The 15,205-nt window shown below is 33.1% G+C and carries 13 protein-coding genes; all 13 read right to left on the reverse strand.

Annotated elements, in window-relative coordinates; all coding sequences use genetic code 11:
* Positions 1-799: 799 nt before the first annotated feature.
* The 13 genes from ACKI42_RS11580 to ACKI42_RS11640 all read right to left on the reverse strand — a co-directional run bounded on the left by ACKI42_RS11580 (position 800) and on the right by ACKI42_RS11640 (position 15,127).
* Positions 800-1,480, reverse strand: coding sequence for a hypothetical protein (locus tag ACKI42_RS11580; RefSeq protein ID WP_407405593.1), 681 nt, complete (start codon positions 1,478-1,480; stop codon positions 800-802).
* A 7-nt stretch (positions 1,481-1,487) separates the two neighbouring features.
* Positions 1,488-2,348 (reverse strand): dTDP-4-dehydrorhamnose reductase, encoded by an 861-nt coding sequence (gene rfbD, locus ACKI42_RS11585; RefSeq protein ID WP_407405595.1) that lies wholly within the window; start codon positions 2,346-2,348, stop codon positions 1,488-1,490.
* Positions 2,345-2,833 (reverse strand): acyl-CoA thioesterase, encoded by a 489-nt coding sequence (locus ACKI42_RS11590; protein ID WP_407405597.1) that lies wholly within the window; start codon positions 2,831-2,833, stop codon positions 2,345-2,347. The genes rfbD and ACKI42_RS11590 overlap by 4 nt, the downstream gene beginning before the upstream one ends.
* 72 nt (positions 2,834-2,905) lie before the next feature.
* Positions 2,906-3,406, reverse strand: a complete 501-nt coding sequence (locus tag ACKI42_RS11595; RefSeq protein WP_407405599.1) for an OmpH family outer membrane protein — start codon at positions 3,404-3,406, stop codon at positions 2,906-2,908.
* 72 nt (positions 3,407-3,478) lie between these two features.
* Positions 3,479-4,027 carry an OmpH family outer membrane protein gene (locus ACKI42_RS11600; RefSeq protein ID WP_407405600.1) on the reverse strand — a complete coding sequence of 183 codons (549 nt, stop codon included), beginning with the start codon at positions 4,025-4,027 and terminating at the stop codon, positions 3,479-3,481.
* A gap of 4 nt (positions 4,028-4,031) precedes the next feature.
* Positions 4,032-6,569: an outer membrane protein assembly factor BamA gene (gene bamA / locus ACKI42_RS11605; RefSeq protein WP_407405602.1), complete on the reverse strand. Its 2,538-nt coding sequence runs from the start codon at positions 6,567-6,569 to the stop codon at positions 4,032-4,034.
* A 32-nt stretch (positions 6,570-6,601) separates the two neighbouring features.
* Complete coding sequence (locus tag ACKI42_RS11610) at positions 6,602-7,348, reverse strand: isoprenyl transferase (protein WP_407405604.1); 747 nt, start codon at positions 7,346-7,348, stop codon at positions 6,602-6,604.
* Between the two features lie 6 nt (positions 7,349-7,354).
* Entirely contained in the window at positions 7,355-8,248 is an 894-nt protein-coding gene (locus tag ACKI42_RS11615) for a DUF6089 family protein (protein ID WP_407405606.1), read from the reverse strand.
* A 210-nt stretch (positions 8,249-8,458) separates the two neighbouring features.
* A complete protein-coding gene (locus ACKI42_RS11620; RefSeq protein WP_407405608.1) occupies positions 8,459-10,945 on the reverse strand; it encodes a polysaccharide biosynthesis tyrosine autokinase in 2,487 nt (828 codons plus the stop codon).
* 2 nt (positions 10,946-10,947) lie between these two features.
* On the reverse strand, positions 10,948-11,787 hold the full coding sequence (locus ACKI42_RS11625) for a polysaccharide biosynthesis/export family protein (RefSeq protein WP_407405610.1): 840 nt from the start codon (positions 11,785-11,787) through the stop codon (positions 10,948-10,950).
* A gap of 30 nt (positions 11,788-11,817) precedes the next feature.
* Positions 11,818-12,948 (reverse strand): glycosyltransferase family 4 protein, encoded by a 1,131-nt coding sequence (locus tag ACKI42_RS11630; RefSeq protein ID WP_407405612.1) that lies wholly within the window; start codon positions 12,946-12,948, stop codon positions 11,818-11,820.
* 104 nt (positions 12,949-13,052) lie between these two features.
* Complete coding sequence (locus ACKI42_RS11635; RefSeq protein ID WP_407405771.1) at positions 13,053-14,054, reverse strand: glycosyltransferase family 2 protein; 1,002 nt, start codon at positions 14,052-14,054, stop codon at positions 13,053-13,055.
* Entirely contained in the window at positions 14,054-15,127 is a 1,074-nt protein-coding gene (locus ACKI42_RS11640; RefSeq protein ID WP_407405614.1) for a formimidoylglutamase, read from the reverse strand. The genes ACKI42_RS11635 and ACKI42_RS11640 overlap by 1 nt, the downstream gene beginning before the upstream one ends.
* Positions 15,128-15,205: the final 78 nt, after the last annotated feature.

Here is a 15,205-nt window from a genome sequence, read left to right on the forward strand (position 1 = left end):
TATATAAGCTTCTGCGCTACTGTCTACTCTCGTTTTCAGTGGTGCAAAAGTAGATATTTTATACCAACCTACCAAACTTATTCCTACTTAATTCTCTATTTTATTTTAATTTACTGTAAATCAGAAAGTAAAAATGGATACGAAAGTTTAAATTCGGATTTTGAAGTTTTTATTGTTAGAATGTCTTTAAACCTCAAAGGGAACAAAAGGCTTATTTGGAATGAGAAGTTTTCGACACCTAAGCCATATAAAGAATAATTCTATGTTGGAGGATGAGAACAGAAGTTTGGGAAATCTGAGATTTCCTGAAGGTTTAGAAAGCTAATTTCTTATAACAATATACTTAAGATGACTTTTGTTGACTTCAAAAGGGACGAAAGAGGTTGTTTCAATGGATAGTTTTAGACACATTAGTCATTTGAGATGTGTGATTCTATGTTCGAAGAAGAACATATTAGATTGGGAAATCTTCAATTTCGTGTCTGTCTGTCTGTCTGTGAGTGGGGATTGGTAGTTTTTTTATTTGATATTGTGTTTGTATTATTTTCAAACCTCATACGTTTTTGAAAACGATAAGGTTTGGGTGTTTGCCAGAATTGATGTGATGAGGAGTTGATTAGCCCGGATTGAACGGCTTGTTTGACTTCGTCCAATCACTTCGGCAGATTTGAGCTCTTTTTGGGTGAGGATTTGCCGTGGACACAAAAAAGCGAGTAGTGAAAGCCGGAAATGGCTATGAAGTAAAAAACCTTCCTAATATATTATAGAAAGGTTTTCTAGGAAACGTAAATATTTTGTTTTATTTATTTTTTTCGTAGATCATTCTTAGAAACTCGGCGTAAGATCTTTCTAAACCTATGATGTCTCCTGATTTTAGATGTAATGTACCATCGTTTTGGTTGTTGCCACCGATTTTCAGAGAAGATATTTGAAAATATTGGTTGGATTGGCTTTTTTCATTTTTTACTTTTATAGTAGAGCCCAAAATATTATTTGTAGAAATAGTATACACTTTGCCTTCCTCAAGACTAAGTTGTATGTAAGTCCGAGGTTGGATTGTATACTTTTCTCTATTGATAGTTATCTTCTGTGATTTAGCAGATGAGGCAAATAAATACAAACTATTGTCTTGCAAAGCAAATTGATACTTTGGTAAGTAATAAAGATTAATAAAATAGTTGGAAGGATTGAATTTTTGAACACCTCCATCAACAGATTGAATAGGATTTAGAGAAAATGCATTCGCACCAATTTCTTTCGCCTTTTTATAAATCTGGTTGAAAATCTCTATATCATCTCTTGTATAACCCTGAACTTCTATTTCGCCCAAATAATCTGCACTTTCTGTTTGTGGATTGATCTGGTAGAAAAATTTGTCTTTATTATTGTTGGTATTTTCTACTTTTTTCAAAAACACATTTTGTGCAAATAATACTTGCGCAAAGAATGCCAATAGAAATGTGATGGTATATTTTTTCATATTATGATTAATTCGAAAGTATCTCTACGCATTCTTCTAGACTATTTTCCCAGTGTTTTGGCTTAATTTTGTAGATTTCTTCTATTTTATCTAGGGACATGGTACTTCTTTTTGGTCTTTTGGCTGGCGTAGGATATTGCTCGGTAGTAAGAGCATTCAGCTTAATTTTTGAGTTGGAAAATTCGGCAATTTTTTTTGCAAATTCAAACCAAGTGGTTTCTGGGTAATTGGAATAGTGAAAGATACCATATGTTTTGTACGGATTTTCGATAATCGTCATAATGGCTTCTGCAAGGTCATTCGCATTGGTAGGCTGACCGTATTGATCTCCAACAATTCCTAATTCTTCTTTTTGAGCAAAAAGATTCAACATGGTTTTCACAAAGTTTTTATTAAATTCAGAATACAACCAAGATGTTCTAAGGATAATCGTTTGAGGATTGTTTTCCAATGCCAACTCCTCTCCTTTTCTTTTGGATTCTCCGTAAACACCTATAGGATTGGTAAAATTGTCTTCGGAATAATCTATATTGGTTTCGCCATCAAATACATAATCTGTAGAGACATGGATAAAAACTGTTTTATTCTGCTTACAGGCTTCTGCAAGATATCCTACGCCTTCTGCATTAACGGCATATGCCTTATCCACCTCTTTTTCTGCCAAGTCTACGGCGGTATAGGCAGAAGCGTTGATACAAAAATCTGGTTTTTGATCAGCAATAAAACTTTGCACCAAATCTTCATTGGTAATATCTACCATTTTTGAATCTGCAAATACAAATTCGTAATTACTTTCAAAGTTTGGAGCAATTTTTCTGATGCAACTTCCAAGCTGACCATTTCCTCCTATTACTACTATTTTTTTCATGATAAATTTTTTGCGTTTTGAGATCTAAAATATTTTATTCTAGATTGGAAATCTTTTTGATCTAACTCTACATAATGTTGACTAAAAACATCAGTAAGCTCTTTTGGATGGACATCGGACTTTCTTGTTTTCATATTAAAATAGATCAGAGATACCCAAAGTACAGAATGTATAATTTTGCTGTCCAAACTTTTCATAATGATTTCTATCTTGGAGGTTCTGTCCTGAATATCGATCATCTTGCTGCTGACAATAACCTGTGTATTATACTTTAATTCTTTTAGGTAAGCAATCTCATTTTGTATAGTTACCCAGGTACAACCAGTTCTCTTGGTGTATTCTTCATAGGTAAATCCATAGAAAGTCTCCACATGATCTTCTCTAGCATTGAACATATAATCGAGATATTTGACATTGTTGAGATGCCCAATAGGATCGCAATCGCTAAATCTAATTTTAACTTGGGTTGACACTTCGTTTTCCATTTGGCAAAAATAAAAAAACCACCTCTAAAAGAGGTGGTAGATTTTATAAATGTTTGTTAAAATCTTTGTAGATTATAAACCTAGTTCTTTTTTTACAGCTACAGTAGCATCGGGTCCTCCTTTGTAGATCAGTCCCGCAGCATTAGCGTCCATCACATAATCGTAACCATTAGCCTTAGCGACTTTAGTTACAGCATCATTCAATTTTTTCTCTATAGGAGCAAAAAGCACATCTTGTTTTGCTAGACCTTCTTTTTGCAATTTATCTTGCATCATCTGAATTTCTTCTTGCAATTTTTGCATTTCAGCACCTCTTACTTTGTTTTCTTCATCAGTCTTCTTTGGAGCTTCTTGAGTATAAAGAGCATATTTTGCTTGTGCAGCATCTGCTTTCTTTTTAATTTCAGCTTGTTTTCCTTCACCAAAAGTTTTCATTTCAGCATCTGCTTTTTTCTTTTCAGGCATTGCTTCAAGAATGCTTACCACGTCTAAAGTAGCAATTTTTTGAGCTTTTGCCATACCTACAGACACAACCATCATCACTGCTGCAAATAATACACTTAATTTTTTCATAACGGATAGTAAATAATTAATTTGTTTTTAGATTTTAAATATAAGTAAAAGTTAGATGTTACAAAAATTTTACTATTTTTTATTTGATTTTTTGTCTTTTTCAGAAGTTCCCTTAAGAAGAATATCCAATACCTTATCGGTATAATCGTAAGACTTTTTAAGATAAATTACATTGACATCATTACTTTTGTCAAAAATTATGCCCAAACCATTTTTATCAGACATTGTTTTTATAGCAGTCCATATTTGATCTTGAAATGGCTGCACCAAATTTGCTCTCAGCTGTGCGATCTCTCCAGTTTTTCCGAACCTTAAACTTGTAGTGGTTTTGATATTTTTGTCCAAATCCAAAACTTCCTTTTCTCTTAGTTTTAGTTGATCTCCAATCAAAAGAACTTTTTCGTTTTCAAAAGCTGATCTTTTTTGATCAAATTCAGTCTGCAAATTTTTCAGTTCTTGTTCCCAAGTATCAATTTGAGAGTTGAGTCTCGCTTCTGCTTCTTGGTATTGAGGCATCTTATCCAATATATAATTGGTATCTACAACTCCTACTTTTTGTGCATTTGAAAAGCTAAAAGCAAAAATTGCAAAACCTACGAAAAGTGTTTTAAAATTCTTCATAACATTATAGAGATTGATTCATTAAGAAATGCGTTTTCCAACCTGAAGGCTCTGTACCAGTAACGGTTTTATCAAACCCATATGCAAAGTCAAATCCTATTAGACCGAATGCTCCCATATAAACCCTTACTCCAACTCCAACAGATCTTTTCAATTGGAATGGATTAAACTTCGTCCAGCTGTTCCACACGTTACCACCTTCTGCAAACGTTAATGCATAGATTTTAGCTGTTTGATTCATGGAAATTGGATATCTTAATTCTAAAGTAAATCTATTGTAGATAGTACCACCTCCTTTTTGTGTTATATCATCTGCAGTTCCACCATAAGTAGATGCATTCTCGTAACCACGAAGAGGAATAAGTTCTCTACCATCATATCTACCACCGAAAAGTCCAGTACCACCTACATAAAATCTTTCAAATGGTGGCGCACCCAATTCTTTGTTGTAGCCATCCATGAATCCCATCTCTGCAGATGATCTTAAAACTAATTTTCCAGCAATCTCATTATAAACGTCTGCTTTAAATTTAATTTTATAAAATTCCATCCACTTGTACTTATCAGTAGGCGTCATTGTAGAGTAATCTTTCGACTTGAACAGTGAGTATGGAGGCGTAAACTTACCTGTTAGTTCTATATTAGAACCCATTGTTGGAAAAATGGGATCTATCCCCGCAGAGTTTCTACTTAAACCTATGTTTAAACTCAAGTTGTTCGCATTACCATATAATTCTGTGGTATCTCCAAACTCGAACGGATAGTTGCTAAAGTCGTATTTCTGATATTGTATTCCTGTATATAATGAGAAATAATCATCTGGCCATTTTAATAATCTATTAAGCCCTACTGTTGCAGAAAAAATATTTAATCTCTGATCTGGACCAGAAACTTGGCTATAATTTACTCTAGATGAGTTTAAACTCACAGATAAAGCGGTCGGTTTTGTTCCAAATAACCAAGGTTCTACAAATGAAACTCCATAACTTTGGAAATATTGTCCTGCTTGTGCTTGGATAGATAGCGTTTGACCATCACCTTGAGGCACGGGTCTAAAATCTTTAAATTTTAGGAAATTTTTTAGTGAAAAGTTATTAAAGGTAAGACCTAAAGTACCAATAAAACTACTTCCACCATATCCCGCTTGCAGCTGAACTTGTGAAGACCCTTTTTCTACCAATTTCCAATTTACATCAACAGTATTGTCTTGTTGATTGGGTTGGATGTCTTGTCCAATTTGTTGAGGATCAAAAAACGTCATTGATGCAAGATCAAAATATGTTCTCTTGATTTCTGTTTTCTTGAACAGTTCTCCCGGTTTTGTTCTCAAAGCTCTAAGAATAACGTGATCATGAGTGGTTGTATTACCTTCCCAAGTTACCTTGTTCCAAGTTGCCTGCTCTCCCTCTGTAATTCTTATTTCTAAATTGATAGCATCTCCAGAAATAGATTTCTCTACCGGAGTTACATTAGAAAAAAGGTAACCATTATTCATATAGATCGACTTGATATCGGAATCATCTTCTTTACCACCGTCTTCACCTACTTTTTTATTAAATCCAATAGCATCATAAATATCTCCCTTTTTGTAACCCAAAATTCTTTGGAGATATTCGGTAGAATATACGGTGTTACCTGTAAATGTGATATCACCAATATAATATTGCTTCCCTTCGTTTAGCTTCACATTGATCTCATAATTGTTTTTCTTATTTCTGTAAACAGAATCCGAAACAATGGCAGCATCTCTGTAGCCTAATGAGTTATAATAGCTAATCAAGCTTTGTTTATCTTCTTGGTATTTCTCATCGATAAATTTTGATGGTTTTAATATCCCACCTAGTCCAAATCTTTTTTGCTTTGTTTCCTTAAAGGCACTTTTTCTTAGTTTAGCGTCTGATACGTTATCATTACCTTCAAATTCTATATGGCTAATTTTTACCTTTTTGCCTTTATCTACATTGATTGTCCAATCTACCAAATTTGGATCGTTGGCATTCACCTTATCTTCAATTGTAATTTTAGCATCTGCAAAACCTTTCTTCACGTAATCTTTAGGAATGTTGGTTTGAAGACTCGATATAAGATTCTGCGTAATTTTGGTACCAGGCTTAAGGTTGTTATCCTTTACAAGTTTCTCATTTTTGGATTTACCGATTCCTTTCCCTGTAAATTTCACTTCACCAAGATCTTTGAGATCTTCTAGATGAAACTTCAAAACTACAGTTTGCCCTTCGATACTCTGAATGTAAACTTCTACTTCGGAGAAAGATTGAGTATCCCAAAGTTTTTTTATAGCTGTGCTGATTTTTTGTCCCGGAATATCTACTTCCTCTCCTTTGGATAATCCTGTAAATCGTAGGATTTGAGCGGGTGTATATTTTTTTACCCCATCAACAACAATGTCTTTTAGAGTGTAAGTTCCTGTTTGATTTTCTGCTGTAACAGTGGTCGCAACTTTGGTACTATCTTGCGGGATCACCTGTCCGTAAAAATGTGCAGAAGCAGCAAACATAATGATGGGTAATAGTCTAAACTTCATTTTATCGTAATCTTTCTTTTCTTAAAAACTCATTAGATTTGTACTTGTTCGCCTGTAAGGCCATATCTTCTTTCCTTGTTTTGATAATCTACCACACACTGGAAAAAGATATCTTTTGTGAAATCTGGCCACAGAACATCTAAAAACTGCAATTCTGCATAAGCAATCTGCCAAAGAAGGAAGTTGCTTATTCTTATTTCACCGCTGGTTCTAATAAGTAAATCTACAGGTGGAAAATCTTTTGTATAGAGATAATTCTCAAATAATTTTTCGTTAATATTTTCTACATCTACTTTCCCTTCTTTAACGTCGGTACTAATGTTTTTTACGGCATTAAGAATTTCGTTTTGAGAGCCATAACTAATGGCCAAAACTAAGTTTCCTTTCGTATTATTTTTTGTAAGCTCTACAACATTTAGAAGTTGATCTTTTACCATCACTGGTAATTTTTCTAAATTTCCTATCACATGCATTCTCAACCCCTTGGTAAAAATCTCTTCTGCTTCCAAAAGAAGTGTTTCTGCCAATAGAGACATCAAGGTATTGACTTCATCCTCTGGGCGTTTCCAATTCTCAGATGAAAAAGTATATAAAGTAAGATAAGGGATATGTATTTCGTTACAAGCATTAATGGCATTTCTTACTGCATTAATGGCATTTTTGTGTCCAAAAGTCCTTTCCTCACCTCTAGTTTTTGCCCATCTACCGTTGCCATCCATAATGATTGCAACGTGTTGTGGTAAATTCTCTGTATTTATTTTTTCTTTAATTAATGACATAATTCCTTAATCACAATAACATGGTGGTCTACCAAAAGAATAGGTCAATCCTATACTGAAAGTATTCATCCAATCTTTAGATTGCAAATCACCTAAAGCCCTTTTATTAATGAACTCTGCTTCTCTTTCTTTGGATACCGCAAAGTAATTTCCTGTTTGTAGCAAAGATCCGCCTGTAGTGGGACTTATAATATCTGCATTATAATGAGACACCACGTCTTTTTCTAGTATTTTGCTATGATCTAATTGATCTGTAATGGCATATCTAAATGTAGCTTCTGCAAAAATCCCCCACCCATGGTTGAATTTATATTTAAGTCCCAACCCAAATGGTATATGAACTACTGTTTTCTTACCCAAAGAATACTCTGTAGTAGTAGTAAAATCTAGCTCATCAATAGGTGCTAGTGCTACACCATCTGCATTACGTTTAAAATCATGATTTAAAGTAGCTTTTGGAGAATCGAACATCAATCCACCTACACCACCAAAAATATATGGACTTAGCATCCCCATTTGTTCATTATTCACTGGAAAGAAGTTGTATTCAAATACTAAACTTGCTTCATACACATTATTTTTCCCAAATGAATTCCTATTTCTTCTATATTCTTCTTTTGCCGCCTTATCACTAAATTGCACTTGATTATAACCTAAATCTAACCTCACTGTCTGATGAGGGTTAAAATTGAAACGATACAAAACCCCACCATAAAAAGGTACCCCCCAATCTGAAACTCTATCCAAATCCAACGGTTGTTGCAAAATGTAATTGGTTTTCCCTATATCACCAACGAGATTACTCATCCCTAGGCGAATTCCCAATTCATTTCTTTGTGCCTTAATGCCTACCACAGTTCCTAAAAGGGCAAGGAGGCTAAACAATAATTTTTTATTCATAGAAGAATATGGATTTATGGTTATTTTAAATATTAATTTTTGCAAATATAAAACATTTTTATATTAATGATAATCTTAATGTTTCGTTAAAAATAAACAAAAAAACATAATTTGTTATAAAGTAAATTACAAAGTGCCAAATTTATTCTTTTTTTCACAGATTTTCACTTTTATAAAAACATGTATCCCCCATTGTTTGAGGGTTACATACTATTTTCTATTTAAGACTGATTTTAAAAAATTCTTTATTCTAATAAAAGTTGGTTCTTTATAATTTTTGTCTTCATCAAAATATCCATAACCATACCCGTAACCATATCCATATCCGTACCCCTGTTTTTGTACGTAATCATTATAGACGAACCCTAGATGTTTTATTTCCCCATTTTGATATTTTTCGGCAATCATTTTTAGCATATACTTTTCCGTATATTCATGCCTTACCACATACAAGTTAGCATCAGAATGCTTCATTAGCTCGAATGAATCTGCTACTAATCCTACAGGTGGAGAATCTATAATTATAAAATCATAACTTTTCTTAAGCTCTTCAATAAATGCCATATTTCTATCACTCATTAACAACTCGGAAGGATTGGGAGGAATTGGACCAGAAGTTATTACATCAAGATTAGGAATTTTTGTTGTATTAATTATCTGATCTAGTGTTGCTTCTCCAGTAAGATAGTTTGATATACCAAATTTGTTATCAATATTGAAATCACCAAAGATCTTTGGTTTTCTAAGATCCATCCCTAACAAAATTGTTTTTTTATCACTAAGCCCCAATACAGAAGCTAAATTGATAGATACATAGGTCTTTCCTTCTCCGCCGATAGATGAAGTAACGAGAATAACCTTGCTACCACCTCCGTCATTGGATAAAAATCTCATATTGGCTCTTATCCCTCTGAATGCTTCTGATACGGAAGATTTTGGATGCTCTAATACAGTAAGCATATTATCGGTAGAGTTATTTCCAATCACACCTAATAATGGAATTTTAGTCGCATTGATAAGCTCTTTAATATTTCTAATTTTGCTATCTAATAAGCCACCAATTACAATAAATAATAATGGTAATGCTAATAAACTACCTATAATTGCCATCTGTGTTCCCTTGATATTAGGACCAATAGGACCTTGCCCTAAGTTTTTAGCAGGATCTATCACTGTAATATCAGATTGATTGGTAGCTAATCTCATTTGGCTATCATTTTGCCTAGTCAGCAAACTATTGTAAGTAGCTTCAATCATATTGTACCCTCTTTCTGCATCAAGATATTTTCTTTGCTTCTCTGGATAACTTAATAGTTCTGAATTTGCAAGTGCAACCTCCTGATCAATTTTAGACAATTGAGCATTATACAAAGAATAGATATTTCTAAGAGAACCTGAAGAATTGAGCTTCGCTTCACCAATGAGTCTATTAATCTCTTTCATGGGTTCAGAATTTGCCGTGTATATAGAAGCCATCTCTCTTCTCTTGAGATATAAAGCTTTCAATTCTGACACTGATGCTGAGAAAAGCCCATCATCAAAACCAGCTGCTGATGGACTGATCATCTTATCAAAGTTTTGTGTCTCTACAGAATTTCTGATATTATTTAGAGAGGTCAGCTTGCTAAGGATATCAGCTTTTTTCGATTCTAAATCTTTTATAGATTGTAGCGATTTTTCATCTCTATCTTTAATATCATAAAGCTTTTCAGATGTCTTTAGATAATTGATAACTGCAGCGCTTGAATCCAATTTTTTTCTAATACCAACTAGACTTTCCTTTAAATACAGATCAGTATTCTTATCCACTGTATTTTTGTCCATATATCTCTTTTTTTGCAGTTCTGCAACAGATTTATTTAGAAAATTTACAGTTCCATTAAGGTTATACCCACTTTTGCTGATTAACATAATGGTGTTAATTTCTTTATCGAAATCTACGCCAATTGTAGATACAAGCCCATTAACAGTTGAATTTACAGTACTTAGATCTACAATAATATTATCCAGTTTAATCTTGGTGACATTTGGATTTTTTACTAGTTTAAATCTGAGGTTTGGGCTTGTATACCACTCATTCAGCTTGATTTTTTTGTTAGCAGGTTTAGCATAAGCATTTATATTCTCAAAGCCTTCAGATTGATAGCTATATAAGCTAGTAGAATGACCTTCTTCAGGCAATTGAATTTCAAAAGTATCGTTTGATTTAGGCACAATTGTTATAGGATAGCCCACCTGTTGTACATGAGTTCTATCGATTTCAAAAAATACGGGTGAATCATACTTATCTAGATAAGTTGATTTTATAAGACCTTTAGTATAATAATTAATAAAAAGATCCAATTCTTTGACTAAAAATTCATTATGCGATCTGGAAAGAAGCATTTTTTTCAAATAAACACCATCTTGATTTCCATTTTGACCCCAATTAAAATTAATAGATTGACTTGGTGTAAAATAGTTTGCAGTATTACTAGAAATACTTAAAGATAAATTGGAGGAATAGATATTTTGAGCGTAATACTTACCATAAAACCAAGATATTGAATATCCAATAATAAACATCATTACAAACCAATACCAATTACCAATTATTCTTCTTAGTATATTCTCTACATCAATTAAAGCAAATGGTTCTACTTTATTTTTTTGCGCTGCACTTTTATCTACAACCGCGTCCGTTTTCCCTGGAATCATAATTATAGGTTTTTGATAAGTAGATAAATTGATAATGCGGTAGTAATCACAGATACGCCACTTATAATGGTCTGAATAGGATCCTTACCGAATCCATTAAGACTTCTCTTTGAAGTGGAAAGTAAAATTTCATCACCATTTTGTACATAGTAATAAGGAGAATTCATAACATCTTCCCTTGTTAAATCTATTTTAGCAATTTTTATTCCCTCAGGGTACTTTCTGTGGATGACTATATTTTTTCTATCTATCGTTCTATTCAATCCTCCATTTATTGAGATCGCTTCACTTAGATTGAGTGTGTTTTTGTGAGCTACCTTTTGACCAGTAAGACCCGTTGTTTCAATATCTCCCAAAATGTAATAGGTGATTCCATCTGTATTGAGTCTGACTTCAGATTTACCCTCTTGGAAGTTTTCGTTTACTCTTGTCTGTATTTCTTGGCTGATATCTTCTATCGTCCTTCCCTCAGCTTTTATATAGCCTATCCCAAAAATATTGATATCTCCCTTAGAATCTACTTTCAAGCCACTGAAATATATCATTGCGTTACCCCCTGTTCCAGAAGCTCCAGTTACTGATAAAGTACTTCCAGCACCCGAAGTAGAAGCGTTAAGTGAAGAATAAAACTGAGCGGCATCACCTTTAGGAGTAGTAATAATATCAAGTTTTAAGATATCATTTTTAGTTACCCTATATACAGGAATATTATAGGGGATAAGACCTTCCTCATTGATAACCAAGCTTTCACTAGGCTGCATATATTTCACATCTTTTGTAGTAATACATGATGTTGCAATGAATGGTAGAATGAGTAATAAAAAATATTTATAAATTTTCATCGTAAATAATTGTGTTTGCAAAAATAGAAATTAATTGGTCTTCTTTCCTTTATAGATTTTCGAGGCCATCAACATATCCGGAATATAAGCACCAAAAAATCCCATTGCCAAGATAATAAAAAGTAAAAGATTTACATTACTATGTCTTAAATAATAGGCTACAGCAATGATTAATAGATAATACGTAATAATATAGAAACTTGATCTTCTGTGCGTTAGATCTAATTTTAATAATTTGTGATGAATGTGATTTTTATCAGCATCAAAAGGTGATTTCTTATTCCAAATTCTGATACAAATGACATTTAGAGTATCCACAATAGGTAGAATAAGTATAGCTACAGCTATTACTGGCGCAGATTTCAGATGGTAACTCGGGACATTTGGTAGACCTTTATCAATAAAAATATTGATAAAACATATACTAGTAAATGCCAATAGAAAACCGAGTAGCATGGAGCCTGTATCACCCATAAAGATCTTCGTAATTCTATAATTTGATAAATTGTAATATAAAAATGCCAAAACAGCACCAATAATTACTACGGATAATACCACCAATGGATAATTGTACTCCCCAAGACGATAATAACTCAATCCGAATATAGCACTGCATATTACAGAATACGATCCTGCTAGCCCATCAATACCATCTATAAGATTGAATGAATTGATAAGAACTACAATCGTGATTATACTTACAATGACACTTACTAGGTAATCGATTTCATTAATACCAAAAATTCCAAATAAACTTCTAATTCTAATATCCGAACCAATTACCATAAATGCGGACACCACAATTTGCGCAACTAGCTTTTTGTACGCTCTTATTACCACTATATCATCCATTACTCCCACATAAAGTAGTAAAATCATCGAGGCAAATAGAAATTTATACAAATCGAAAAGTTCATAAGCAAATATAGACGTGCACATCCCAATAGAGAAAAACAAGGCAATACCTCCTAAATTTGGGATTTTTCTTAGGTGAGAACTTCTCACACCAGGTTCATCCATAAGATTCTTTCTTCTGGAGATTTTGATAATTGTTGGGATTGATAAAAAGGTGATGAGAAATGAGAATAGAAATCCTAGGCCTATTTTTACATAAAAAATAGAAATATCATATTCTTGAAGGAACAATTCAAAATTTTTCATTTATTTTCAAGTACTATTATGGCTATAATTATCCATAGAGCCTATCCTAAAACCAGTATAAAGTTGATTTACAACTAAATTTCCGGTTTTTACATTTGTGTTTATTATACTAATTTTCTTATTAACTTTTTTTGTTTCGCAAAATAAAGCAAATAATAAATCTTTTTTTTCAGTGGCAAAGATAATAGATAATTGGTATTAAAACGATTGTATCGTAATATATCTTTAGTCTTTATACTTCTTTTTTTTATGTATTCATCAAGTTTTGAGGACATTTCAGAGAAAACATGATCCTCTTTTACATATGCCAAGTAAGCCAAAAAGGTATATACACCTTCCAATATTTGAAAACCCTTCAATCCTTCTTTTTGATGCGCATATCTCGATTTTTCAAACGCTTGCTCCACTGCTTCTACAGCATTTAAAATATCCAAACCCTTCTCTGTATGAGATTTGGAGATAGAATCGCTCCTTTCCAAATAATGATAATGAAAACTTTGCGTCTGTGCAATTATTTTGCATTCTAATAAAAGTTGAGGAATCAGATGAATATCTTCAAAATGAATTCCTTTTTTAAACCTTTTATTTTTAAAAAGATTTTTATTAAATAATTTATTACAAGCAAAATAACTAAGATCAGAAAACACCGAAAAATGATTTTCTAAATCTATTTTCTCTGGCATATTCGGGATCTGAGTCAACTTTTGGGTTACACCACCAGTCCCGGTCACTTTTTGGATATTGCATATTACCATCTCGGCACTGTGCTTTACAGCCAGCGACATCATTTCTTCATACATAGTAGCTGAAACATAATCGTCGCTATCTACAAAACCAAAATAATCTCCCGTTGCAATATCTATACCGTAATTGCGTGCATCACTCAATCCGCCGTTACTTTTTTCAAAAGAAAATACTTTCTGTGGATATTCACTGGCAAAACCTGCAATAATTGCGGAAGAACCATCGATACTTCCATCATTAACTACAATAATCTCTATATTGTCGTAAGATTGTTTAACCAAAGAGTCTAGGCATTTGCCTACATAATTCTCAACGTTGTACACCGGAACAATGATGGATACTTTGGGCTTTGAGGAAATCATCATGATATTTTTGTAAATCTGGAACTTAGCCAACCACGCTTGGCTTCCTCAAAATCGAAGCGAGAACATGGGACGCATTTTTCTGTATCTTCATCGTCGCCAAAATACCATAGGTTCCTGAAAACATCGCGTTTGAATGCGTACTGCCTATCTTCTATAAGAACATAGAAAAGCTCGTATTTTCTTTCTCTAGGATGCGTTCTTTCGATGTTTATACCTTCAATCATATACCAAAGCATTTGTGCCAATAATTGATGATTGAGTTGATTATCTGAATAAATATTATAATTAAAAATCCCGACAGATTTTAGGTTTTCACTAAGACCAATTTCCTTCATATAGGCACAAATCTCTCTACGATTAAGCCCATTCACTTGTGGATTCATAGAAAAAGGCTCACAGAAGCTCTCTATGGCATCACAATTCAAGGTTACCAAATCTGCTTTTCGGAAAAAAGGTTCTGTTTTCTCTGTTGAATTCATCATTTCTGCCAAACGAATAATATCAAACTCCACTTCTTTTATGAGTTTTATAGAATCTATTTCATTAAGGTGCTTTTGGTAGCCAAGATGATGATAATTTTGAATAGAAAAATCTTTAGACCCTAGAATTTTAGGAAGAAAAGTTCTTTCATTTATCTTTTCACCTTGTTTGATAGAGATGATATTGCTTATTTGAGTATAATCGATACTTTTTTGCTTAATATGCAATGCTGAAAATAGAGAAAAAGCGAAATCATTGGAGCCTCCAATTACAATAGGTACGGCTCTTTTCAGATGACAAGCACATAGAACTTCTTGCAGAATATAATGGGTATCTTCCAGAGACTTCCCAGAAACCAAATCTCCCAAATCTACGATAGGAACATCAAAATCCAAATTCGAAAGCTGATAAAACTCCCTTCTTATCGCTGTAAAATCCTGAACTTCTGCCTCGCCATTTGCACCACGATAGTCTGAAAGAAAAAGCAATACAATACTATCTTCCTTGATTTCTTTGGTGATTTTGTGACCGATTTGCCAAGATTCAGTCTTGAAATTTCTTGGTGAAATAATAAAATCTTCGAAGTTCATAAGGGTCTATTTGCGTTATTATTGCCCAAAAATATTAAAATATATTTAAATGATGATTTCATGAGTCTCTCATTTTCT

Origin of the sequence: Chryseobacterium sp. (genome assembly GCF_045629545.1) — a bacterium.
GTDB lineage: Bacteria > Bacteroidota > Bacteroidia > Flavobacteriales > Weeksellaceae > Chryseobacterium.

What these genes read in the sequence shown, in the direction of transcription:
- ACKI42_RS11595 (WP_407405599.1), bottom strand. Translation starts at nt 3,406, where the DNA reads ATGAAAAAATTAAGTGTATTATTTGCAGCAGTGATGATGGTTGTGTCT.
- ACKI42_RS11635 (WP_407405771.1), bottom strand. Translation starts at nt 14,054, where the DNA reads ATGATTTCCTCAAAGCCCAAAGTATCCATCATTGTTCCGGTGTACAAC.
- ACKI42_RS11580 (WP_407405593.1), bottom strand. Translation starts at nt 1,480, where the DNA reads ATGAAAAAATATACCATCACATTTCTATTGGCATTCTTTGCGCAAGTA.
- ACKI42_RS11610 (WP_407405604.1), bottom strand. Translation starts at nt 7,348, where the DNA reads ATGTCATTAATTAAAGAAAAAATAAATACAGAGAATTTACCACAACAC.
- bamA (WP_407405602.1), bottom strand. Translation starts at nt 6,569, where the DNA reads ATGAAGTTTAGACTATTACCCATCATTATGTTTGCTGCTTCTGCACAT.
- ACKI42_RS11615 (WP_407405606.1), bottom strand. Translation starts at nt 8,248, where the DNA reads ATGAATAAAAAATTATTGTTTAGCCTCCTTGCCCTTTTAGGAACTGTG.
- ACKI42_RS11620 (WP_407405608.1), bottom strand. Translation starts at nt 10,945, where the DNA reads ATGATTCCAGGGAAAACGGACGCGGTTGTAGATAAAAGTGCAGCGCAA.
- ACKI42_RS11590 (WP_407405597.1), bottom strand. Translation starts at nt 2,833, where the DNA reads ATGGAAAACGAAGTGTCAACCCAAGTTAAAATTAGATTTAGCGATTGC.
- rfbD (WP_407405595.1), bottom strand. Translation starts at nt 2,348, where the DNA reads ATGAAAAAAATAGTAGTAATAGGAGGAAATGGTCAGCTTGGAAGTTGC.
- ACKI42_RS11625 (WP_407405610.1), bottom strand. Translation starts at nt 11,787, where the DNA reads ATGAAAATTTATAAATATTTTTTATTACTCATTCTACCATTCATTGCA.
- ACKI42_RS11640 (WP_407405614.1), bottom strand. Translation starts at nt 15,127, where the DNA reads ATGAACTTCGAAGATTTTATTATTTCACCAAGAAATTTCAAGACTGAA.
- ACKI42_RS11600 (WP_407405600.1), bottom strand. Translation starts at nt 4,027, where the DNA reads ATGAAGAATTTTAAAACACTTTTCGTAGGTTTTGCAATTTTTGCTTTT.
- ACKI42_RS11630 (WP_407405612.1), bottom strand. Translation starts at nt 12,948, where the DNA reads ATGAAAAATTTTGAATTGTTCCTTCAAGAATATGATATTTCTATTTTT.